General features: G+C 42.5%; 17 protein-coding genes. All 17 read left to right on the top strand.

Annotated features, from left to right (window positions below):
- Positions 1-82 precede the first annotated feature (82 nt).
- Entirely contained in the window at positions 83-2389 is a 2307-nt protein-coding gene (locus CA600_RS24900; RefSeq protein ID WP_094873742.1) for a glycoside hydrolase family 65 protein, read from the top strand.
- Positions 2386-4662, top strand: a complete 2277-nt coding sequence (locus tag CA600_RS24895) for a glycosyl hydrolase family 65 protein (protein ID WP_094873740.1) — start codon at positions 2386-2388, stop codon at positions 4660-4662. The genes CA600_RS24900 and CA600_RS24895 overlap by 4 nt, the downstream gene beginning before the upstream one ends.
- Positions 4663-4683: 21 nt before the next feature.
- Positions 4684-5322, top strand: a complete 639-nt coding sequence (pgmB, locus tag CA600_RS24890) for a beta-phosphoglucomutase (RefSeq protein WP_094873738.1) — start codon at positions 4684-4686, stop codon at positions 5320-5322.
- Positions 5323-5886: 564 nt separating this feature from the next.
- On the top strand, positions 5887-7680 hold the full coding sequence (locus tag CA600_RS24875) for a cache domain-containing sensor histidine kinase (RefSeq protein WP_373455904.1): 1794 nt from the start codon (positions 5887-5889) through the stop codon (positions 7678-7680).
- Between the two features lie 19 nt (positions 7681-7699).
- The gene (locus CA600_RS24870; RefSeq protein ID WP_094873731.1) at positions 7700-9028 is read left to right on the top strand and encodes a response regulator; all 1329 of its coding nucleotides are present in this window, start codon (positions 7700-7702) and stop codon (positions 9026-9028) included.
- A 117-nt stretch (positions 9029-9145) separates the two neighbouring features.
- Positions 9146-10066, top strand: a complete 921-nt coding sequence (locus tag CA600_RS24865) for a carbohydrate ABC transporter permease (protein ID WP_094873729.1) — start codon at positions 9146-9148, stop codon at positions 10064-10066.
- Between the two features lies 1 nt (position 10067).
- On the top strand, positions 10068-10940 hold the full coding sequence (locus tag CA600_RS24860; protein ID WP_094873727.1) for a carbohydrate ABC transporter permease: 873 nt from the start codon (positions 10068-10070) through the stop codon (positions 10938-10940).
- 132 nt (positions 10941-11072) lie between these two features.
- Positions 11073-12536 (top strand): ABC transporter substrate-binding protein, encoded by a 1464-nt coding sequence (locus tag CA600_RS24855; RefSeq protein WP_094873725.1) that lies wholly within the window; start codon positions 11073-11075, stop codon positions 12534-12536.
- A 401-nt stretch (positions 12537-12937) separates the two neighbouring features.
- Positions 12938-15559, top strand: coding sequence for a bifunctional acetaldehyde-CoA/alcohol dehydrogenase (gene adhE, locus CA600_RS24850; protein ID WP_094873723.1), 2622 nt, complete (start codon positions 12938-12940; stop codon positions 15557-15559).
- A gap of 252 nt (positions 15560-15811) precedes the next feature.
- Positions 15812-18073 (top strand): formate C-acetyltransferase, encoded by a 2262-nt coding sequence (pflB, locus tag CA600_RS24845; RefSeq protein ID WP_094873721.1) that lies wholly within the window; start codon positions 15812-15814, stop codon positions 18071-18073.
- Between the two features lie 215 nt (positions 18074-18288).
- A complete protein-coding gene (gene pflA / locus CA600_RS24840) occupies positions 18289-19026 on the top strand; it encodes a pyruvate formate-lyase-activating protein (protein ID WP_042190523.1) in 738 nt (245 codons plus the stop codon).
- Between the two features lie 421 nt (positions 19027-19447).
- Positions 19448-20857 (top strand): extracellular solute-binding protein, encoded by a 1410-nt coding sequence (locus tag CA600_RS24835; RefSeq protein WP_094873719.1) that lies wholly within the window; start codon positions 19448-19450, stop codon positions 20855-20857.
- 127 nt (positions 20858-20984) lie between these two features.
- A complete protein-coding gene (locus tag CA600_RS24830; protein ID WP_094873717.1) occupies positions 20985-21869 on the top strand; it encodes a carbohydrate ABC transporter permease in 885 nt (294 codons plus the stop codon).
- Entirely contained in the window at positions 21869-22699 is an 831-nt protein-coding gene (locus CA600_RS24825; protein ID WP_094873715.1) for a carbohydrate ABC transporter permease, read from the top strand. The genes CA600_RS24830 and CA600_RS24825 overlap by 1 nt, the downstream gene beginning before the upstream one ends.
- Before the next feature lie 28 nt (positions 22700-22727).
- On the top strand, positions 22728-24584 hold the full coding sequence (locus CA600_RS24820) for a cache domain-containing sensor histidine kinase (protein WP_094873713.1): 1857 nt from the start codon (positions 22728-22730) through the stop codon (positions 24582-24584).
- Positions 24559-25344, top strand: coding sequence for a response regulator transcription factor (locus CA600_RS24815; RefSeq protein ID WP_094873711.1), 786 nt, complete (start codon positions 24559-24561; stop codon positions 25342-25344). Before CA600_RS24820 ends, CA600_RS24815 begins: the two co-directional genes overlap by 26 nt.
- A 68-nt stretch (positions 25345-25412) precedes the next feature.
- Positions 25413-25703: hypothetical protein (locus CA600_RS31580; RefSeq protein WP_218832796.1), on the top strand; the 291-nt coding region annotated here is incomplete at its 3' end.

Raw genomic sequence — 25703 nt, 5'->3', positions numbered from 1 at the left:
CATTAAGGTCAGACATTGGCGCAACGGGTATGGAACGATATCCTGAGAATGGAGCAAAAACCAGGAGAAGGGGAAATCATACATGGCTAAAGTGGCTGACAAATATCTTAAGGTAGATCCTTGGGCAATTATTGAAGAGGGCTTTGATCCAGAACGAAATCGGACCTCGGAATCTATTTTTTCGCTGGGAAATGAGTATATGGGTGTGCGGGGGTATGCTGAGGAAGGTTACTCTGGGGATTCCCTGCAAGGCAGTTATTTCAATGGGCTAAATGAACAATTGGACATTGGCAATCATTATAAAGGGATTATTCGCTCGCTGAGATATATGGTGAATGCGGTGGACTGGCTGTATACGCGGATCACTGTAAATGGTGAACAGCTCGATCTGGCAAAAAGTAAAATATCGGAATATGTACGCAAACTGGATCTTCGTAGTGGGACCTATCGGCGGGAGCTACTCTGGCACCTAGATGATGGGAAAATCTTAAAAGTTGTCTTTACTCGTTTGGTAAGTATGACGATGTCTCATCTGGGACTACAGCGGGTGGAATTTGAGCCCCTTAATTTCTCGGGCAGCGTGGACATTTGTGCAGGTCTTGATTTCAGCATTATCCATGAGGAACGCGGCGAATGTATGTGGAGTAGTCTCCGCAGTGGAGAACAAGGATCTGCCACAGCTATTATGGCGAGAACAGTGAATACAGCTAACAAACTATTCTCAAGCTTTTCGTTACAATCTTCACAGCCGCTTCAGCTTACGCGAGTTGAACATGATAAATTTATTGGACAAAGCTTTACTATGGATCTTGCTCAGGGAGAAGCGGCCCATTTTACAAAGCTGGTTATCAACTGTTCGGATAGTGAATCTGCCCATACAGCTGAAGAGCTGTGGAGCAAAGGGCTAGCTCTTGCTGAAAGTGCAAGCCAATTGAGTGATACTCAAATATTCGCGGATCAGACAGCATATTGGAATGGGATCTGGGAGACAAGTGATATTCGGATCGAGGGCGATCCTGAAAATCAGCAGGGCATTCGGTTTTGCATTTTCCAGCTTTATCAGACTTATCATGGGGATCATCCAGGGTTCAACATCGGCGCTAAGGGATTGACGGGAGAAGTGTATCGTGGTTTGGCATTTTGGGATACAGAGTCGTATTGCTTACCATTCTATATGTTTAATAATCCTAAGGCCGCCCGGAGCTTGCTGGACTTTAGATATAAGACATTACCTCAGGCTATGCAACGTGCTAAAGATGTTGATTGCGAGGGAGCTTGCTACCCTATTGCTACTATAGACGGAACAGAAAGCTGTGATCTCTGGCAGCATTCGAATCTTCAGCTTCATGTAGGGACTGCTATTTCCTATGGTATCTGGCATTATGTCAAAAATACTGGGGATAAAGAATTCCTGCATAGTAAAGGCGCTGAAATGCTGATCCAGATTAGCAGATTCTATGCTACACGCGGTCAATGGGGTCAACAGAGTGGGAAGTATGGATATTTTGGCGTAATGGGTCCTGATGAGTTCCAATTGATGGTGAATAATAACTGCTATATTAATTTGATGGCCCAAAAATCATTTGAATACACTCTAGACACCCTGAGTGAAATGAAAGAACAGGCACCAGAGGCTTTTGCATTGGTTGCGGAAAAGACGGGGCTCCGTAATGAAGAGCTTACCGATTGGGAAAATAAAGCAGACAATATGAAGATTCCTGTTGACGAAGTGACAGGCGTATTTGAGGAGCATGATGGATTCTTCGATATGCCGCATATTGATATTCATTCCATTCCTGTAACAGAGTTTCCGCTCTACTCGAACTGGTCGTATGATCGATTATACCGTTATGACATGATTAAGCAACCGGATGTTCTCATGTTTATGTTCTTATATAATGGACAATTCACTAAAGAAGAGAAGCTGGCTAACTATGAATATTACGAGTCTAGATGTATTCATGAGTCTTCACTTTCGCCTTCGATCCATTCCATACTGGCAAGCGAAATCGGCAAGCCAGAAGAAGCGTATTCGTTCTTTGAATTTGCGACAAGACTGGATTTAGACAATTACAACCGTAATACACGCGAAGGATTGCACACGACTTCGATTGCTGCCGCTTGGATGAATATTGTGTATGGCTTTGGCGGTATGCGTTCAGATGGGGATCGGTTGTCCTTCCAGCCTTCATTGCCGGAGCGCTGGAGCGAGTATAGCTTCCAAGTGATGTATGAAGGGGTATTACTACGTATTTTGGTCAACAAGACTTCAGTAACGCTCACCGCAATTAATGGGGGGAGCACTGATATTATAGTGTATGGGCAGTCAATAACGGTGGACGCTTCCGGGACGACGCTTCCGCTAGGTGAAGGGATGTTGGCTCGATGAGCTGGGCGGTTAGGGATAGCTGTTTTGACAAGCAGCTTGTGACGACGAACGGGAACAAATATATGTTAGGCAATGGGTATATGGGATATCGCGGTACTCTTGAGGAATTCGGTAAAGCTGAGTTAGTTGCCGTAACTTTAGCTGGTCTATATGACAAAGCGGGAGATAAGTGGAGAGAACCCGTCAATGCTCCTAATGGATTATGGACCAAGATTGTCTGCAATGGTGAACCTTTAAGTGTGCTAGAGCGTGAACCTAGCTTTCATATGCAGGAGCTGAATATTCGTAGTGCCATTCATCATCGGAGTACTGGCTATAGTCTATCTGATGGTGGGACGTTGACATTTACAGCAGATCGTTTCGTAAGCCAGGACAATCTGCACCTCCTCGTTAGTAAATACACTATCCACAGTACACAGGACTGCCCAATTGTGATTGAGACCGGGATTGACGTAGATGTATGGGATATCAATGGTCCCCACCTCTATGGTCAAAAAGTACAATCAAAGGGTGAGGTACTAGTCTCTTCCTCCACTAGTGGAGAATTGAAGGTTCCGGTAGTTGTGGCGGAGAGAGCCGTATTTAATTTCGGAGATCAGCAACTGGATGAGGGCGCTAGTATTCGCCGGATTTCTTTTGAAGCAAGTGCGGGTGAGACCTATGAATGGTTTAAGTACGTTGCGGTGTATACTGGGCTTGATGTTAGTGAACCGGAGGCAGAAGCTGTCAAATCTGTCCGTGGAGCTGAGGCACTCGGTTATGACGAATTGTTTAAAGCTCACAACCAGCTATGGGAAGAAAGATGGTCACTTAGCGATGTCATTATCGAAGGCGACGAGGATGCTCAATTTGCACTGAGATACAGTATTTATCAGCTGTTAATTATTGCACCTACAGTTTCGGAAAAAGTTTCTATCCCGGCTCGAGGTTTATCGGGTCAGGTCTATAAAGGGGCCGTATTCTGGGATACAGAGATGTTTATGCTGCCCTTCTTCCTGCATACGGATCCAACGGTTGCTCGCAACCTGATGATGTACCGGATTCATACCTTGGACGGAGCTCGCCGGAAGGCCGCGGAATATGGTTTTCTGGGAGCATTCTATGCTTGGGAAAGTCAGGATACAGGAGACGATGCTTGTACTCTGTTTAATGTGAACGATGTATTTACCGGTCGACCAATGCGGACTTATTTCCGCGATAAGCAGGTCCATATCAGTGGGGATGTTGTACATGGGATCTGGAAATACGTTCAATTTACAGGTGACGAGAGTCTGCTGACTAGCGGAGGGGCGGAAGTGATCTGGGAATGTGCCCGGTTCTTCTACTCTTATGCCTACTATAATTCGGTAAAAGAACGCTTCGAGATTTTAGATGTTACAGGTCCAGACGAATATCATGAGCGTGTGAACAATAATGCCTTTACGAATGCTCTGGTGAAGGAGACCCTGGAGATAGCCCTGCGCACTGCAGAATTGCTGCAAGATAAGTATCCTGAAGTGTACAACCAACTGTCTACAGAGTTTAGTGAAGGTCCGTTTCTTACAGAGTTCAAAGCTATGCTGGATAGCTTCTATGTTCCGCAGCCAGACCCTGCCAGTCTTGTCATTGAACAATTTGACCGATACTTCATCTTAGAAGATGTTAGGCTGACAGAATTGAAATCCCGTGTACTTAATAAAAATGAGTATTTGGGTGGGGGTAATGGATTAGCTACAACGACAACCATCCTGAAGCAAGCAGACGTCGTGTTGATGTTGAATCTATTCAAACATTCCTTCACCAAGGAAGTGAAGCAAGCAAACTGGGAATTCTACGAGCCACGCACCGAACATGGGTCAAGTCTCAGTCCTTGCATCTATGCTTTGGTAGCTGCCGATATTGGTTCGCCGGATTGGGGATATCCATATTTTATGCGGACAGCTACTGTTGATCTTACGGGAGAATCTAAGCAGTATGTAGGGGATCTCTATATTGGTGGTACACACCCAGCCGCTAACGGTGGTGCATGGATGGCTGCGGTGCTTGGTTTTGCAGGGTTGGATTATGATGGAGAAACTGTCCATATCAAACCTTCACTGCCTAAACATTGGCAGTCTGTTGAGCTTCCGGTTACGCTTCGGGGAGATACCTTTAAACTGCGGATCAGCAAGGATGAGGTTACAGTTACCACAGCAGCTGACTACAGAGGGACTCTGGTGTTCTCGGTACAAGGGCGGGAAGGAAAGTCCTGTGGTGCAGGGGAGAGCTTGCGGCTAACCTTGGACATTAATTAATAACGGAGAGGAAGTAAATCGATGTTGCAAAATATGAAAGGCGCCATTTTCGATCTGGATGGCGTTATCGTAGATACAGCAAAATACCATTATTTGGCTTGGGCGAGTCTTGCTGACGAGCTAGGTTTTACATTTACAGAGGAGGATAACGAACGCCTTAAGGGTGTGAGCCGGATGAGATCGCTCGATATTCTTCTGGAAGTCGGTGGACTACAATTTGAAGAAGCGGAGAAGCTTGCGATGGCGGAGAAGAAGAATCGCCTATATGTAGAATACATCTCTAAGCTTGAGGCATCGGAACTGCTCCCTGGGGTCAAAGAATACTTGACTGGACTGAGAACGCGCGGAATTGGAATTGCGTTAGGTTCAGCTAGTAAGAATGCAGAGTTTATTCTGAATAAGCTGAACATTACGGATCTGTTCGATGCCGTAGTTGACGGTAACAAAGTGTCACTTGCCAAACCGGACCCGGAAGTATTCTTGATCGCTGGTCAGGAGCTAGGCTTACAGCCGGACGAATGTGTCGTGTTTGAGGATGCGGAGGCGGGCGTTCAAGCAGGTAAGGCTGCAGGTATGAAGGTAGTTGGTATTGGCAAGCCGGAAGTGCTGAAGGAAGCCGATATGGTTGTAAAAGGATTGTATGAGTTGTTGACAGACTAAAGCTCTAAATGAACATGGGAACGACTCCAAAGTAGTTGACGCTACTGTGGGGTCGTTCTTTTTTTATCTTCTTTATTCTGATTTCCTGCGCGCACGCTCTGAATTCAGCTGACAAGATCAGCTGCTCGAAAAAACCAACGTGCATCCGATGGCTCAACGTGATGATGCAGTTTAGAAAGCTATTACTCATAAGACTCAAGAAGCTCAGAGGGAGTATCGGGTCCCAAAGCCCCACGCAGTGTCCCCTGCGCGCCCTCACTTTTTCTGTTTTCGGTTTTTTTGAGAGGGAAGAAGGTCATGGAGAGGAATTTTGGAACTGGAGGAGCGAAAGCGTCCGCCTTTGTCTCCGGATTTTATCCACCAGTGGCGGTATAAATCAGAAAATCTGGAGACAACAGCGGCCGTAAGTCCAAAGTTTCCTCGTAGTGACACCATGATTCCCACTCTTTCAAATACGCACAACAGAAAAAAACTACATACAAATGACCATAAAAAACTTTAAAATGAACATATGTAAGCGTTTGTCCCTTTGATATAGTTATTTAACCCGGAGGTGTGACTATAGTGTTGTCTAGGCTGATTAGATTGATTCGAAAGCTGAACGTGAAGCAGCAGCTCATCCTACTATTCCTGATTATGATTTCTCCTATTTTCTTTTTGAACATATATGGAAATTTGAAGGCAGAGCAAATACTGAAGCGCCATGTTACGAATGCATATGTGGAATTGAACAAGCAGAACTTTACGATCATTAACCGGGATATCGACACCGTAAATAAAATCACTACCACCGTGATTCAAAATCCTCTAATTCAGCAAATTAATATGACTGGCTCGGATACCATACTGGAGCGAGTCAAACGATATGAGACGATAGAGAAGCTATTGCTCAGTTACTCTCAGGGTGCTGAACGTGGTGACGGCATTTACTACTCTCTTTATATATACGATCCGACTGATTATTACTTTTTTGCTCCCAATTTTCCACAGGTTAAGAAGGCAGGAGTTTATTTCTTTTCTAAAGCCGAAGAGCCTTACTGGTTTGAGGAGGTTGTTCAGAAAAAAGGACGCGGCTCGCTGAAGTTCACGGAGAGGCTAAGTGCTCAAGCGGAGAATTTAAAGACACTTACTTACATGAGAGCTGTAAACAACATTTCTAGAAAAGCGGAGACTATTGGCGTTTTGGTCATCACCAAAATGGACTCTAAAATTGGAGAATCCCTCAAATCGATATCTTTACCTGACGGCGAAATTTACTTAACAGATTTAAACAACCGTGTTCTTGCCTCCACTACTAATAATACTGGGGAAGTGATTGCGTTGCCGGAGACGGTTGTTGCCGAGGATCTGGAAGGTACCGTGGATGTGATTACCTCCGATTTTATCTATGTGGTTAACAATAACCATGCGCTTGGACAAAAACTGGTCTACAAAGTTCCGGTGAAGGCGCTACTGCAGCAACAGAACGAAATGAAAAGTGTTATTCAATATATCACCGTGGCTTATGCGGTATTTGGACTAATTATGATTACATACTTCTGGCGTTCATTAATGACTCCTTTGCAAAAGCTGGCTTTTTTCGTGCGAAAATACGAGCCGGGTAATCGAGTTCCAGAGACGCCACGGAGGGGGAGTAACGATGAGGTCAGTGTGCTGATTGCATCTACCTATGATATGGCCCGAAGGCTGAATGGATTAATCACATACAAATATCAGATGGAGCTTAAACAGAAAGAATCCCAGCTTCAACTTCTATATCAACAAATCAACCCTCATTTGCTTTATAACACCCTAGAGAGCATTTATTGGAAAAGCTCTTTAGAAGGAAATGTCGAATCCGCCGAGATGATCAAGGAATTGTCCAAACTAATGAAGATCAGTCTTAGTCGGGGAAGGGAGCTGATCAGCCTTGAAGAAGAGCTGGAGCATGCAACAGCCTATATCAAGCTGCAGCAGCACCGTTATGATTATGTATTTCAAGTTGTGATGAATATTCACCCGGATACGAAAAGCAACCTAATTCCTAAAATCACGCTGCAGCCATTGATAGAAAATGCTATTATTCATGGGGTTAAAAATATGGGCGAGGATGGTGAGATCACCATCACTGCAGTATGTGAGGATGAAACCGTTAGGATCTCTATTGAAGATAACGGCTATAAGTCTGTTGACTATGAAGCCATAGAAGCTGTATTGAATGATGATAGCCCCAATCCTACTAGCGGTTATGGTATCCGCAATATTAACCAGCGTATTCATTTACATTTTGGCTCTGATTATGGCATCAGCTATACCCCTCGTACAGAAGGCGGAACGCTAGTAACGGTTAAGCTTCCGAAATCGGAGAATCAGGACTAAGGAAGGGGAGCGTGCAGATATGTTCAATATATTGGTTGTGGATGACGAACCATTGATTTGTAAAGGATTGAGCAATTTATTAGCTTCATCCGGGCTGGATATTTCTAATATCTATACAGCTAATAGCGGATTTGAAGCGCTAGACTGTATCCGTATGGAGGAGATTGATCTGCTCGTTACAGATATTCAGATGGGTGCGATGAGTGGAATTGATCTGATGCAGCATGCAAAACTGGCCAAACCATGGGTACAGACCATCGTGATTTCTGCTCATGAAACGTTTCAATATGCTCAAATGGCCGTTAGGCTCGGGGCAAAGGACTATTTAATCAAACCTTTAAATAGTGAGCAATTTTTGGATTCGGTCCGAAATGTGCTCCTTAAGATGGGGAAGCCCTCACCAGAACTAGATGTCTTTATGTCTGGAATTAACGAAAGCTTTCGACTGGAAGAGCCGCTGCCGGAATATAGTAAGTTCTTGAACGAATTGCTCATTGACCCTGGGGTTGTACTAGCTGAGGCAGATAACCTGCAGAAGCTGGATAACCTGAAGCTACAAGGGCCGTATTTTTCCGTCTTAAAACTTAAGGTACCACTAACTGGAGTGAACCAGAATAAGCAGTATACTTTGCGGGACAGACGGCTTCTTTGTTATGCTGCGCTGAACATTGCCAAAGAATTAATGGATCAGGAATGGAACTCGATAGCCTTTTATGCGCCGGATGGAGAAATTACGATCATTATCCAATGGGATGAAAAAAGCTATGAGGATTCTTCTGCCGGTCAAATCAACAGGCTAGATATACTTGGTCGTAGTCTTCATTTTAATATCCATAAATATTTACATCTGAATGTGGTCATTGGCATTAGCCAGATTTTAAAGGGGCTTTCGTTTATGGCCGTTTTGAACCGTCAGGCCTCTAATGCAATTCTCTGGAATAATGAGCATAGTGACCATTACGTGTTCTATTATGGGGATTTCAACTGGAACAGCTACACGAGTGATCCTTCTGTAGAAGAACTACATACTCATAGCAATCTGATCGTACAAAAAGCAAAAGAATATATTGACGAGAACTATGCTCAAAAAGGACTTACTATTCACGATGTGGCTAAGAAGAATCATGTTAGCCCCAATTATTTGAGCTACCTGTTTAAGAAAAATACAGGTTATAACCTGTGGGAATATGTAATCAAGCTCCGGATGGAAGAAAGCCGGGAAATGATTTTGAATACCGATCTTCGCAGATACGAAATTGCGGAACGTGTGGGTTATGAATCGCCGGAACATTTTAGTAAAATTTTCAAGAAATATTATGGAATTAGTCCAAGCGAATTGAAGAAGTAAAAACACTCATGACTTCGGTAGATATAGACATGTTCAGTACAACCCTCATTTCCTACAATTTAAGGTAGGAAGCATTTTGCGAAAAATGCTGAAAGAACAATGGAATGAGGGAGCCTGATGAATCAAACCGCAGTAGTAACCGAAAACCCGGCGACGCTGAAGGGGACACCGTACAAGCAAAACCGCTGGAAGAAAAACTTTTGGGGATATATGTTCCTCGTACCTGCCATTATTATTTTTATAATGTTCTTATGGGTTCCAATTTTTAAAGGCTTACTGTACAGCTTCTACCATGTTGATTTTGTTAAAGGAAACAGCTTCGTAGGCTTTGAGAACTACAGTAGAGCACTTAGTGATCCAGATGTCCTGACCGCATTAAAGAACACTGGGTATTATATGTTCCTATGTCTTATTATTGGATTCTGGGTTCCGATTGCTTTTGCCATCATGATCTCAGAGCTGAGAAAGTTTGGGGGCTTTGTACGTGTAGCGGCTTACCTTCCTTTCGTAATGCCTGGTGTGGTTCTCTATGGACTATGGAGATGGCTTTATGATCCGGTCGGCCCAATGAATGCATTACTAGGCACGTTGGGTGTGGACCAGGTTGCCTTTTTAACAGATACAAGATGGTCGATGATTTCTCTTGTGTTTATGGAGACATGGCAGCAGTTCGGATCAGGGATGCTAATATACTTGGCTGCTGTACTTAGTATTCCAAGAGATTGGTATGAAGCCGCTGAAATTGATGGAGCTGGTGTGTGGGCACGTATAAAGTACATCACCTTGCCTTCACTCCGTAATTTAATCTTTTTGATGCTAATACTACAAGTTATTGGTACTTCACAAGGGTATCAGTCACAGATGGCACTGCTTGATGGTGGGCCGAATAACACTACGCTTACCTATGCGCTGTTGATCGTAAAATATGCTTTTACAAGACTCGATTATGGAACAGCTACTGCGCTTGGCATGTTAATGTTCATTGTCCTGGGTGGTTTGGGCATTTTACAGTTCAAGCTTAACAAGGAGGACTACTAAGATGAAGAGCGCAGATAGAGGAATTCTTTCAGAACACGATTTGAAAAAAACAAGTAATAAGATCGTTTATGGTTTGATGTGCGTAGTCATTTTGGTTATGGTTTTTAGCATGCTGTACCCGATTTGTATGACGTTATTCAACGGGTTGAAGTCGAATCAAGAAGTGAATTCATTCCCGCCGCATTTTTTCCCTCAGGAATGGCACTTCAGTAATCTTAAAGACGCGATGAATTACATTGATCTACCCATGTTCCTTAGAAACACCATTTATATCTTTTTAGGGAATATGGTCGTGACGCTTGTCGTATTGGGAATGTCAGCTTTTAGTATTTCTCGTATGAATGTTCCTTACAAAAGAGCGATTTATTTCTTCTTTCTGATGACATTATTTATTCCGGCGACCAGTTACATGATTCCGAACTTTGTCAATCTGAAGGAGCTTGGATTGCTAAATCAGTACGCGGCCTTTTGGTTGCCAGCGGGAGCGAACACTTTCTACTTTCTATTGTTAAAGAACTTTTTTGACGGGATTCATCCAGAAATCTTTGAAGCAGCACGAATTGATGGGGCCTCTGAGCCGAGAAGCTTTTTCTCCATTGCCGTGCCACTATCCGTTCCGATTTTTGCTACATTAGCAATCTTTATCTTTTCTACTGCATGGAACGACTGGTTCTGGCCATCTTTGGTTATGCACAGTGAAGAGAAATATACGCTTGCGACAGCCATTTATAAATACGTTATTAATGTGAAGGCACTCAATACTAATATTAAGTTTGCAATCCTGTTTATAGTATCCTTGCCTCCAATCCTTGTCTTCTTGATTTTCCAGAAATTCATTATGCGTGGGGTTGCTTTGTCGGCCGTGAAAGGATAAGCAATTATCGACGAATTTACCCATGGATCGTAAACATGCACATGAAAGGAATAAAAATGCACCTCGTTTGTAAACGGTTTCTAATTTATGATCGATAGGTAAGATAATTATGAATTGAAAAGGGGAGTTTCAATGCGTAAGTACTCTAGCGTTCTACTAAGCGTACTTGTAGCCGGATCGTTGCTATCTGCTTGCAGCGGCAACAATAACGGAAACACAGCGGGGAACAAAGGCGGGGAAGCATCTACTGCGCCAACAAATGCGGTAACGGATAATACAGCAACTGCTACGGATGCGCCAGTGGAGGACATTACTCAAAGAAAAGTGACGATCAAGATCCACTATCCAACACCTGACTTGACTGAAGTGAGAGCGCAAGAAGATGACAAGATTAAGCGTTTCCAAGCTGAATATCCTAATGTTGAAATTGTTAAAGATGACTGGCAGTACAATGTAAGTGAAATCGGAATTAAAATGGCTGCGAATGAAGCACCAACCTTCTTTAACACCTACGCTACAGAAGCTAAATTCCTGGTGGAAAAGGGCTGGGTTGCTGACATTACGGATCTTTGGAACAAATATGAATTTAAGGATCAAATTAACCCAGTACTGCAAAATCAATTCATCATTGATGGTAAAGTTTTCGGCGTAACTCAAAAAGGTTATGTAACAACTACTATGATCAACAAAAAAATGCTGGATGAAAAAGGCGTTGCAGTCCCACCAATGGATTGGACTTGGGATGATATGCTGAATACGGCTAAAGGCGTAGCTGATGTCAAAAAAGGCATTTCCGGTATTGCTCCAATGGGTAAAGGTAACGAAGCAGGCTGGAACTGGACCAACTTCCTGTTCGAAGCTGGCGGTGAAATTCAAAAGGTTGAAGGCGGCAAGGTTGTAGCTACATTTAATTCCGACGCTGGTGTTAAAGCACTGGATTTCTACAAAAAACTTAGATGGGAAGCTAACGCGATTCCTCAGGACTGGGCACTTGGCTGGGGCGATGCTGTAGGCGCATTCCAACAAAGTCGTACAGCTATGGTAATGGCTGGATCCGATGGCGTAATCGAGCAAGCACTGAATCAAGGCGGACTGAAACCTGAGGATGTGCTCACATATCCAATGCCTGCTATGGAAAAAGGCGGTAAGCACACCGGGGTACTTGGTGGTGATTACCTCGTTATTAATCCGAATGCAACACCAGATGAGCAAGAAATGGCATTCCGTTATATCACATTTGATTACTTCTCTGATAAAGGTTTGGAAGCCCTGGATGCAGTTCTTCAACAACGTACAGCTGATGGCAAATACTTTATCCCGCCACTCTTAGATTATTACTCAGCAGATTCTGAGTTTGGTAAGAAGACCAAAGCGGTTTATGACAAGTACACAAATGTATACCAATATAGCCCTGATATTATGGGACTTTTGGATGGTAAACCTGAAGCTCAATACAACACACAGGACTATTACGCAACTATGTCCAATGTTATTCAAGAGCTGTTCTCCAAAAAAGGAACGGATTCCAAGAGCCAGCTAGAAGCAGCAGCTAAAACAGTGCAAGAGAAATTCTTTGATACGATTAAAGCGGAATAGTCTAATGCAAAAACCGGCCCCTTTGGGGTCGGTTTTTTTGTTCTGAAGATTTATAAATTTATAAATCTTCAGAAATAGTGATAATCAATTGGAAATTATTTCGGTGAAGGAAAATCGTAAGGGACTGTGATGAAGAGAATTCATTTTTGAGTACTGATTTTAGATATATGGAATAAAAAGGAGCTAAAATTTTGCTTATTAAAGTATAAATCTAAGATTTAAAGGGTTTTATAACATAAAATATGGTAAAAAGACTATAATATGATCGAATGAAAGCGCTTTGAAAACAAATCAAAAAAACTTTATACTTTGTGAAAGATTTCACTATACAAGGTAGAAATCATGTGATAAGATAAATGTGTAGAGAAAAACAACTAAAAATTGACAGGAGGACGAGGGAGATGGCAGTTAAGAACGAAGTCGCCGCCCAAGTTAAACAAGTTACCGCTGAAGAGTATATTCAGAATTTAGTGGATAAAGCAAAAAAAGCGCATGAGGCGTTCATGGCGCTAGACCAAGAGCAAGTTGACACAATCGTTCATGCAATGGCGTTGGCTGGACTCGACAAACATATGTACCTCGCAAAATTGGCCGTAGAAGAAACTGGACGCGGCGTATACGAAGACAAAATTACGAAGAACATCTTCTCAACTGAATATATCTGGCACGGAATTAAATACGATAAAACAGTAGGCGTTATTGAAGACAACGCTTATGATAGCTTCCAAAAAATTGCTGAACCCGTCGGAATTGTTATGGGTATCACACCGGTAACCAACCCTACATCCACCACGATGTTTAAAGCGTTGATTTCGATTAAGACACGGAACCCTATTATATTCGGTTTCCACCCTTCTGCGCAAGAGTGTAGTGCAGCCGCAGCCAAAATTCTTCATGATGCTGCCGTGAAAGCTGGCGCTCCTGAGAACTGTATCCAATGGATTGAAATGCCAACAATGGACAAGACAAACGCATTGATGAACAACCCAGACGTTGCTCTTATCTTGGCAACTGGTGGTTCTGCAATGGTAAAAGCAGCTTACAGCTGTGGTAAACCAGCACTTGGCGTAGGCCCTGGTAACGTACCTGCTTTCATTGAAAAGAGCGCGGATATTGATCAAGCCGTAACGGACATCATTCTTTCTAAGACATTTGATAATGGTATGATCTGTGCTTCCGAGCAAGCTGTTATTATCGAAGAACCAATCTTCGATCAAGTGAAGAAAAAAATGATTGCTAATGGCTGCTACTTTGTGAATAAAGAAGAAGCTGCCAAACTGACTAGTGGAGCAATGAACGTAGATAAATGTGCGGTTAACCCAGCAATCGTAGGTCAATCCGCAGTGAAAATTGCTGAAATGTGTGGCATTCAAGTCCCTGCCGGCACAAAGATTCTGGTAGCAGAACTTGAAGGAGTAGGCACTAAATATCCACTGTCCGCTGAAAAATTAAGCCCGGTTCTTGCTTGCTACAAAGTTAAGAATGCAGATCAAGGTATCGAACGCGCAGCTCAAATTGTTGAATTTGGCGGTATGGGCCACAGCTCGGCTATCCACTCCAACAATGAAGAAGTAATCATGAAGTTCTCTAACCGTCTGCAAACAGGACGTATTCTCGTTAACTCGCCTTCCACACATGGTGCGATCGGCGATATCTATAACACTAATATCCCTTCATTGACTCTGGGCTGCGGATCTTATGGTCGTAACTCCGTGTCGCAAAACGTTACAGCAATCAATTTGATCAACGTGAAAAGGGTGAATCGTCGTACCGTGAATATGCAATGGTTTAAAGTACCTGACAAGATCTATTTCGAAAAAGGCGCTACTCAGTACCTGACCAAAATGCCTGATATCACACGTGTCGCAATTATCACAGACCCAATGATGGTTAAGCTTGGATATGTTGAAAGAGTTGAACATTACCTGCGTCAACGGCAAACTCCTGTAGCTATCGAAGTGTTCTCTGAAGTTGAACCAGATCCATCGACAACTACAGTTGAAAAAGGTACTGCAATGATGAACAGATTCCAACCGGACTGCATCATCGCACTTGGCGGCGGTTCCCCAATGGATGCTGCAAAAGGAATGTGGTTATTCTATGAACATCCAGATGCAGACTTTAATGGTCTGAAACAAAAATTCATGGATATCCGTAAACGGGTATACAAATTCCCTAAACTTGGTAACAAAGCTAAGTTTGTAGCGATTCCAACTACTTCGGGTACAGGTTCGGAAGTAACATCTTTCGCAGTTATTACCGATAAAACAACTGAACAGCACACTAAATATCCATTGGCTGACTACGAGTTAACTCCAGATGTAGCTATCATTGATCCTGAGTTCGTATACAGCTTGCCAAAAACTGCAGTTGCTGATACAGGTATGGACGTATTAACACATGCTATCGAAGCTTATGTATCTGTTATGGCGAGTGACTATACTGATGGTCTAGCTATTAAAGCCATCCAACTGGTATTCCAATACCTTGAAAAATCGGCGCTGGAAGGTGACAGAGTAGCACGTGAAAAAATGCATAACGCATCCACACTTGCTGGTATGGCCTTTGCCAATGCATTCTTGGGTATTAACCACAGTTTGGCGCATAAATGGGGCGGACAGTACCACACTGCTCATGGTCGGACTAACGCGATCCTTATGCCACACGTTATCCGCTACAATGCTAAAAAACCTACGAAGTTCGCTTCGTTCCCTAAATATTCGCACTTCGTAGCTGATGAGCGTTATGCTGAAATTGCCCGTATTCTGGGATTGCCAGCCCGCACAACTGAAGAAGGTGTAACTAGCCTGATCAATGCTATTTGCGATATGAATAAAAAATTGGGCATCGAAGAATCGTTCCAGCAACTGGGCTTTGATCCTAAGGACTTCGAATCCCGCGTAGATTACTTGGCTGACCGTGCGTTTGAAGATCAATGTACAACTGCCAATCCTAAGCTGCCACTGGTATCTGAGCTTGCTGATGTATACCGTAATGCGTTCTACGGAAGATTTGATAATTAATAAATGGTTAAATAGAGAATAGGATAGTTGTGGACTTAGATAAAGGTGACAAATATCACTCGAAAGGTGATATTTGTCACAGTGTTTTTATAGAAAATAAACTAGAATGTTTATATAAACAACGGTCCCACATATGAAATGTTGATTGTGAAATTTGGAACAACCACATCTTTTGGGGATCACGAGACACGGGATCAACCTTCAAGCCCGCGATCTCTACAAATATAATAAATATAGATGGAGGGATTTAGCATGTCGGTGATTGAAAAAGAAGTAAATGAAGTGAAATCCGGTTGGAGAAGTTTTACAAAAGGTAAATGGGCTAAGAAAGTTGACGTTAACAACTTTATCGCTAGTAACATTAAGCCTTATGAAGGTAACGAAGAGTTCCTCGTAGGTCCTACTAGTAACACAACTGAACTGTGGAAGATTATTTCCCAACTGAGCAAGGAAGAAAGAGAAAGAGGCGGCGTATGGGATGTTTCCCTAGATACTGTCTCCACAATTACTTCACATGCTCCAGGCTACATTGACAAGGATAAGGAACAAATTGTAGGCGTGCAGACTGACGCTCCTTTCAGACGTTCCATTCAGCCATTCGGCGGGATCAAGATGATGGTCGATGCTACGAAGGCTTATGGCTTCGAGCTTCCACAAAACATCGTTGACATGTTTACGAACATTCGCAAAACGCATAACCAAGGCGTATTTGATGCATATACACCAGACATGAGAGCGGTGCGTAAATCCGGCGTTATCACAGGTCTTCCTGATGCTTACGGCCGCGGACGCATTATCGGCGACTACCGCCGCATTGCTCTGTACGGTATTGATTTCTTGATTAAAGACAAAAAGCAACAATTAGCTGAGCTTGAAGTTGATTCCATGACAGAAGAAGTAATTCGTTTGCGTGAAGAGCTGTCTGAGCAAATTCGTGCACTGGGCGAATTGAAAGAAATGGCAGCTGCGCATGGAATGGATATTTCCAAACCAGCGACGAATTTCAAAGAAGCTACTCAATGGGTATACTTTGGATACCTGGCAGCAGTTAAAGAACAAAATGGTGCAGCAATGTCCTTGGGACGTGTTTCTTCCTTCCTAGATATCTATGCAGAACGCGATATTGAAGAAGGTACTTTGACTGAAGAACAAGTACAAGAAATTGTCGATCATTTTGTAATGAAACTGCGTATCGTGAAATTCTTGCGTACACCTGACTATAACGATCTGTTCTCCGGCGACCCTACTTGGGTAACTGAATCCATCGGTGGTATGGCTGAAAATGGAACCACTCGTGTTACCAAGAACAGCTTCCGTTTCCTGAACACCCTGTACAACTTGGGTCCGGCTCCGGAACCGAACTTAACTGTTCTGTGGTCCGAAAAATTGCCTGAAGGCTTCAAAAAATATTGTGCTAAGGTTTCTATCGAAACTAGTGCAATTCAGTATGAAAATGACGATCTAATGCGTCCGTACTGGGGTGAAGATTACGCTATTGCTTGCTGCGTATCTCCAATGCGTATCGGTAAACAAATGCAGTTCTTCGGCGCTCGTGCCAACCTGGCAAAAGCTTTGCTGTATGCTATTAATGGTGGTAAAGACGAAAAATCCGGAGCACAAGTTGGGCCGGAATTCCCAGCGATCACTTCTGAATATCTGGATTATGACGAAGTAATGAAACGCTTCAAACCGATGATGGAGTGGTTGGCTAAGACTTATGTTAACACTTTGAACATCATTCACTATATGCATGACAAATATTCTTACGAACGTATCGAAATGGCACTGCATGATCGCGACATTCTGCGTACGATGGCTTGCGGTATCGCTGGTCTGTCCGTTGCAGCTGACTCGCTGAGTGCTATTAAATACGCGAAGGTTAAACCAATCCGTAACGAAGAAGGTATTGCAATTGACTTCGAAACGGAAGGCGAATTCCCTTGCTACGGTAACAATGACGATGCTGTAGACAACATCGCAGTAGAATTGGTTGAAACCTTCATGTCTATGATCCGTAAAAACAAAACATATCGTGATGCTGTACCGACTCAATCGGTATTGACCATTACTTCGAATGTTGTGTACGGTAAGAAGACAGGTACAACACCTGACGGACGTAAAAAAGGCGAACCATTCGCACCAGGTGCTAACCCAATGCACGGACGCGACAAGAAAGGTGCACTGGCTTCACTGAACTCTGTAGCCAAACTGCCTTACTCCGATGCCCAAGATGGTATCTCCAATACGTTCTCCATCGTACCTAAGGCACTAGGTAAAGACGATGAATCCTGCAAGTCTAACTTGGTACACATGATGGACGGATACTTCCATAACAACGCGCAGCATTTGAACGTTAACGTATTTAACCGTGAACAGCTGATGGACGCTATGGATCACCCAGAGAATTATCCACAATTGACTATCCGTGTATCCGGTTATGCAGTTAACTTCATCAAGCTGACTCGCGAACAACAAATGGACGTAATTAACCGTACTTTCCATGGTTCAATGTAAGTTGTTTATATTTATAAAGATCTTTCATTGAGATATGCACTAAAATAATTGCAAGGAATTACCGCTCTTGTTTCAAGGGCGGTAATATCTTGTTTAAGAATCATTAAAATTTTAAATTTTACGGTCGCGTTTAAGGAGAACACAGTCTTATGGGCAGGGGTTCTTCTTCGTGAAAGATGGACTGTTAGTCAGTCGTGGAGAAAGGATGACATCCTATGATTAAAGGTCGCATACACTCCTTGGAAACCTTTGGAACCGTTGATGGGCCTGGTATTCGATTTGTCTTATTTATGCAAGGGTGCTTGCTGAAATGCCAGTATTGCCATAACCCTGATACTTGGGCTTTAGATGAAGGTAAGGAAATGACTCTAGAAGAAGTACTTTCGGAGATCGAGCCATATTTAAACTACTATCGTTCATCCGGTGGTGGGTTAACTGTATCCGGCGGAGAACCAACTTTGCAGGCACAATTTGTAAAGCAGTTATTTACGGAAGTTAAAAAGCGTTGGAATCTGCACACTACATTAGATAGTAATGGTTATAACGAAGGTGACAAGATTAATGACTTATTGGATGTTACGGACTTGGTGATGCTTGATTTGAAGCATATTGATGAAGAAGCACACATTAAGTTAACTGGTAAATCTAATGATCGGACCTTGAAGCTTGCGCGCTGGCTGTCAGATCATAACCGTAAGATGTGGATTAGACATGTATATGTTCCAGGCATTCATGACCGTGAAGAGGACCTTATCAATCTGGGTCGATATATTGGAACCTTAAATGGCGTTGAGAAATTTGAAATCTTACCTTATCATCAAATGGGTATCTATAAATGGGAAATGCTCGGCAAGGCTTATGAATTGGATGGAGTGCCATCCCCTACAGATGAAGAAGTTCAGCGGGCGTACCGCTTAGTCGAAGAAGGTCGCAAGCAGACAGCGTTGGTATAATTTATCTCTACATTAAGTGGAGCCGTTCCTTTAGTGATTTACTGCTGAAGGAACGGTTTTTTTGTTATGAGGGACGTCTGATGTCATTAAAAGGGGTAATTTTGTGTTTTACCTTTAAAAAAATGATATATTTCCAGCTATTAATTAAGGAGTTGGAAATAAATTATGATAGATTTTATGTCATTGAATTGAGTTTTTATTATTATTTTCTAAGTATATGTATGACTAATCCACGCTATTTAGCAGATAATCGTAATTTTTACTAAAATAAAGTTATGTTATATTACACGTTGTGTAGTTGATTCCGCTTTCATTAGAGATTTTTATCCCTATAGTGGATGAATCTTAACCTTACGAGAATGGAATCTGTTTTCTATAATAAGAAGTGTAAAGCACAACATTATATGGGGGGTCACAAGAAATGAAAAAAGGTATGACTTTGCTATTGTCCCTGATTTTTGTATCATCAGCTTTACTGGCAGGTTGCGGAAGCAACAACAATGCATCTTCTAACAAAGGAGATGGAAACGCTACCGCGACGAATTCAGCGGATGCTACAAATGCTCCAGCAACAGAAGAACCTGTAAGTAGCGAACCGTTCGAAATGACGATTCGTCACACTCAAATCGGTGCCGACAAACAGAAGCGTTTAGCAATTCTGCAAGAAGTAGTGAAAAAGGTAGAAGGCGATGTACCGGGTCTGACCTTTAAGCTTGATGGAGTAGATTCAGATGTAAACCGTAAAGAAAAATTACGTGGTGAAATGGCTGCAGGTAATCCACCAGAGATCTTCGATCTTTTCGGAAGCCCTGACTCTAAGATCTATGCTAAAGAAGGTAAATTACTCGATCTGACTCCAATCCTAGAGGAACTTGGAATTAAGGATAAATTCTCAAATCTTGATCCTTTCACTTATGAAGGAAAAATTTACGGATTGCCTATCGGTGGATCTGGTGAAGGTTTCTTCTACAACAAAGAGTACTACAATAGCAAGGGCTGGAAAGCTCCAACAACATTTGCTGAATTGGAACAACAATTGGCTGACATCAAAGCTGACGGAAAAGTACCTTTGGCTGGTGCATCTAAGGCTGGTTGGGTACCACTTATGCTAGCTAACCACTTGTGGTCACGTTATGCGGGTCCAGATGTAACCGCTAAGTTTGCAACAGGTGAAGCTAAATGGACTGATCCAAACGTTGTAAAAGGTTTTGCGAAGTACAAAGAATGGGTTGACAAAGGATACTTCAAAAAAGGCGAACTTGGTTTCGAGTATGCTGAATATACAACGCAATTCACTAGTAGTGAAGCAATCCTCTTGTATGATGGTACTTGGAAATCTTCCGTATTTAAAGAAGGACAATCTGGCGAAGGTTTGATCGGTAAAGTTGGATTCTTCAATATTCCTCCAGTTGATGGTGGCGTAGGCGACCAAACTGCATTGATGCGCGATGTAAACAATGGCTACGGTTTCTCTGCTTCTGCTGAGAAAGATCCACGTCAATTGGCTGCTGTGAAGTCATTTATCAAAAACCTATTTAATGAAGAAATGCAATTACGTGGACTGGTTGAAGATGGCGTATTGCCAGCAATGAAAATTGACCAAAACGTTCTGAACGAAAATATTACGGATGATCTGATGAGCGAAATCGTTGGTGTACTTAATAACTCACAATCTTCGTTCCCAGCATTTGACTCACTTGTTCAAGCTGATGTAACTACAGAAATCAGTAACATTCAAATTCAAAAGCTAATTGGTGGTCAGACAACTCCTGAGAAAATGGGCGAAGCATTACAGAAGGTACAAGAAGAAGCAAACGCAGCAGTTGAATAAGTAGCTGCAAATTGAATGTACCCTGGTGCCAGAACCAGGGTACATTTTTAAACTCAAAGAATTTATGTGTTTGCAAAGATCTAAAACATTCATTGTTCGCCAGATGTCAAAGCAACCGGAGGTAGTCATGAATAAAGCACTAAGAAATCCATTGGTATTTTTCCTTTTTATTCTTCCAGCACTGATCTTGTTCACGATGTTTTTCATCTATCCCATCTTTAGTTCAATCTATTACAGCTTTACTAGCTGGAACGGGGTATCTGACACAGTCAAGTCTGCCGGTATCAGTAATTTTGAGAAGGCATTAGGAGACGAACGATTCTGGATATCTGTCAAAAATAACGGTTTCTTCATTCTTTTCTCTTGTTTTGTACAGGTACCGTTAATCATATTCTTCTCGTTATTGATATCGAATGTAAAGAAACTGAAAGGCTTATATAAGACAGCGGTCTTCATGCCTTCCATTATGTCTACAGCAGTTATCGGTATTCTATGGGGCTTCATTTATGAGCCCAACATTGGACTTTTAAATAAGGTTCTAGGTTTAGTGGGGATTAATCCAATTTACTGGCTGTCGGATGAAAAATTCGCAATGTTATCGATCCTGATCACGAATGCTTGGCAGTGGACTGGATTCTATATCGTAATGGTACTGGCAGCTATTCTGTCGATACCAGGTGAATTGGATGAAGCAGCTGCCATTGATGGCGCAACTGGATTCCAACGTGCTACACGCATCACACTTCCGCTAATCGTTCCGATCATTTCTGTTGTAATCATGTTATCCATTGCAGGGGCAATGAAAGCGGCGGATATCGTCATTGTAATGACTAAGGGTGGACCTGCAGGTTCAACCGATGTAATGGCAACCTACATGATTAAATATGCAATTACGAACTTTAAATACGGGTACGGTAACACCATCGCAGTCCTGATCTTTGTATTTACATTGGTGGTTACAGCCGTTTATCAGCTGCTGATAGCCCGACGCACAGAAAGGATTGAATACTGATGCCACGCGCCCTGAAAAAGAGTCTGCCCCATGTCGCACTATTGTCTTATCTACTAGTTATTCTATTTCCTTTCCTGTTCGTGTTATTCTCATCTGTGAAAAAGGATAACAATGCGATAGCGCTTAACCCTTTTGGGATTCCAAAGGAGTTCGTTTTTGGTAACTACGTTGAAGCTTGGGTAAACGCCAAGATCAGCACCTACTTTTTTAACAGTTTGTACATTTCCATATTAGCTTCTGTAGTGTCTATCATTCTAGCTTCTATGTTTGCTTTTGCGGTAACACGGATGCGCCAAGGCAAATGGAATACGATTTTGTTCACGCTAGTTATGGTGGGAATGCTCATTCCAAACAACGCATTGATGCTTCCTATTTATACGATTGTACGCAAAATGGGAATTCTGAACACACACTGGGCGTTGATTATTCCTTATATCGCGAATGCAATTCCATTTACGATTATAATATTGGCTGCATTTATGCGTTCGTTACCTAGAGAAATTGAAGAGGCTGCGGTCATGGATGGGTTGAAGGCACCGGGTATCTTTGCTAAAATTATTGTACCTCTAACCGTACCTGCCATGGTTACTGTATTCATTGTTAATTTCCTGGGCAATTGGAATGAATTCTTGCTGGCAAACTACTTCCTATCGAATGACGAACTGCGGACGCTCCCAGTGGGTATGGTTCAATTCCGCGATCAATATCAGATGAACTATGCACAAATGTCAGCGGGTATCGTCTTCAGTGTGCTTCCAGTAATTGTTATTTATGCGATTCTACAGGAAAAAATTATTGAAGGCGTAACAGCGGGCGGCGTAAAAGGATAACTTTTTTCTCAGTCAGGAGCACTAGCCGATGAATTTGCGCTATAAATTATTTACGGCATTTTTGGGCCTGATAATCATTCCCTTATTTATTCTAGGCATGCTTATGTTCTTTGTGACTTATAACTCTATTGAGAAGAAGTACAGCCAGCAGTCGGAATACTCACTTAAAGCTATTAGTTATAGTATTTCAAATGTGTTAAAAGATATGGATAACGTTACAGACAACGGAATTGCTACCTCGGTTTTTCATATGGCACTTAGCGCCGAAGATCCTTCTAATCAGGATTTGACGGATGCTGAGCAACTCAGTTTGAATGCAAGCCAGCGCAATTTCCGTAGTCTGTTGTTTAACCATCCATCGATTAGCTATGCTTTTTTGTACAATTTTAACGGTAGAGGTAACTCTGAAATCGTGTCGCTTTTTAATAAGGAAAATTTCCGAACGCTACCCTATGATACTTTCAAAAAAAGTGATTTGTACCAGGAAGTAATGGATTTGAATGGCGTGCCGAAATGGCTGGCTCCTCATGAGTATCCTGAACTTACAGGAACTGAACCTGTGTTTACACAAATTCGACTCGTGAAGGAACTGAGCTTCTTTCAGAACATAGGTATCCTTGTTGTACAGATCAAAAATTGGGAGCTCGAATCGATATTTCGCAATTTAAAAATTGGGGATAGCAATCAGGATGTTTCGTTTATGCTAGTAAATGATGATGGAATGATTCTATTTGACCCAGATCAAAAGCTGGATGGGCAAGATATTCAGTCATTCGCGAATAAAGAGATTACCTTCAAAAAAGGGTTTCAGAGTTTTAAAACAGAGTATAACGGGGAGAAGAGTATTCTCTCCATGTATCATTTGAAGGATTATCCTTGGAGTCTAGTGTCTGTAACCTCATGGGGCTCTTTATCTCGAGAAGTTACAGTATTTGCACGCTGGTTTGTTGGGGTAATCTTCCTTTGCTTTTTGGCAGCGGTGATCTTCAATCTATTCTTTATGAATCGTATTACTGGTGCAATAGCCGTAATTGTTCGTTTTATGCGACGTGTTGAGGATGGAGATCTAACTTCGCGGGTAGAAGTGAAGGGGAACGATGAGTTAACGCTTCTTGGTAAGGGCTTTAATGATCTTATGGATAAAATTAACCGGTTGTTTAACAGAATCCATTTGGAACAGCGTCGCAAGAATCAAGCCGAGATGCGTGTTCTGCAGGCTCAGATTAAACCGCATTTTTTATTCAATACGTTAGAGTCGATTAATGTTCTGGCTATACAGAATGAAGGCAAGAAAGTCAGTGAGATGGTCTACCGACTGGCAAGCATTTTACGTATTAGCATTCAGGATCGAGAAGAAATTACACTGGATGAAGAGATTAAACATCTGCGCAATTATTTGGATATTCAAAAATTTAGATTTGAGGATTTATTTGAATACGATATTGATATCCCACAAGAATTGATGAGTTGCGGTATTTTAAAGCTTACTTTGCAACCGCTTGTAGAGAATAGCATTCAGCATGGATTTGAGGGTATTGATTACAAAGGTCAAGTTTCTGTGAAAGTTTGGGAGAAGCAAGGGGACTTAATTTTACGAATTGAAGATAACGGTATTGGAATTACACCATCTCAGTTGTCTATTTTCCAATATATTGTGAATGATCCTGTGGAGCAAGAGGTTGAAGTTGAACGGGAAAACCGGATGAATCTTGAACGCAGAGGTCTTGGCATACGCAGTGTAGCGGATCGCATCCGCATTGAATACGGTGACAGATATGGAATATTTATTTGTTCCAGTCCAGGATATGGTACTATTATTCAATGTGTCATACCTAAATACGAGCAGGGGGAAGATCATTATGCTAAAAGTATTATTGGTAGATGACGAAGCCCCAATTCTGAATAATCTGAAAAGAGTGTTGCCATGGCAGGAGATGGGGATGGAGGTCGTCGGTATGGCGCGAAGTGGTATGGACGCCTTGCGCATTGCTGAAGAGGAGCAACCCGATCTTGTGTTGAGTGACATTCGTATGCCAGTGATGGACGGATTAACTTTTGTAGGAAAGCTGCGGGAATTGGGATTGGATAGTGAGGTACTGCTTCTTACCGGGTATCAGGAATTTGACTATGCACGGGAAGCGATCCGGCTCGGGGTAAGAGAATACATTTGTAAGCCGATACATTATGAGGAGCTTGGCAATAAGGTGCGTGAGATCGGAGCTAATATCCGTAGTAAACAGTTTAAGAATAAACTGTACAATAGTATCCCTCTATTTCAGGAGATTCCTGAAGTTGACAATGGTAAAAAAACGCCGGATCAGCTAATGAACTTGGCTGCTCAATACATCACTGAACATCTTCATTCAGATATCGGGATTGAGGAAGTGGCGAATAAGATCGGCATTAGCGGCAGTTACTTCTGCCTCTTGTTTAAGAACCGTTTTGCAATGACTTTCGTGGAATACGTAACACAACAACGAATTGAAGCAGCTAAGTTTATGCTTACTAACAGCGATAAAAGCATTACGGTGATTGGTTCCGGAGTCGGTTATCAGGAACGACGTTATTTCACGAAGGTATTTCAGAAGCAGACGGGGATGTCTCCTAAGGAGTATCGTGATCGGTGCCGGAGTGAAGTATTATGAGTCCGGCGGCGTGTGGTGAGGTTTAGGCTGGCCAGTATGGTGAGAGTCAGCGTCACTGCGAGGAATGTTTGGACTTCCGGTCGCTGTTATCCTCAGATTTCTTGATTAGAAACCGCTCTTTGCGGTTGAAATCCGAGGATAAAGGCGAACGCTCCGCTCCTACAGTTCCAAACTTCCTCTCCGTTCCTTCTCCCTCACCACACTTCGTTGTGGATATGGGGTCGTCCCACTCCTACAGACGTGGGGACTCCTTGGGGAAAGTGAAGACTATCGACCAGCCTGCGGCTGCGATAGAAGGGCGAAAGACTATCGACCAGCCTGTGGCTGTGATAGAAGGGCGAGGGGCCTATTCGACCAGC

The organism is Paenibacillus sp. VTT E-133280 (assembly GCF_002264385.1).
Lineage (GTDB): Bacteria > Bacillota > Bacilli > Paenibacillales > Paenibacillaceae > Paenibacillus_AQ > Paenibacillus_AQ nitricinens.
Note: the sequence above shows the minus strand (reverse complement) of the source record. Positions and strands in the feature narration are given on the sequence as shown.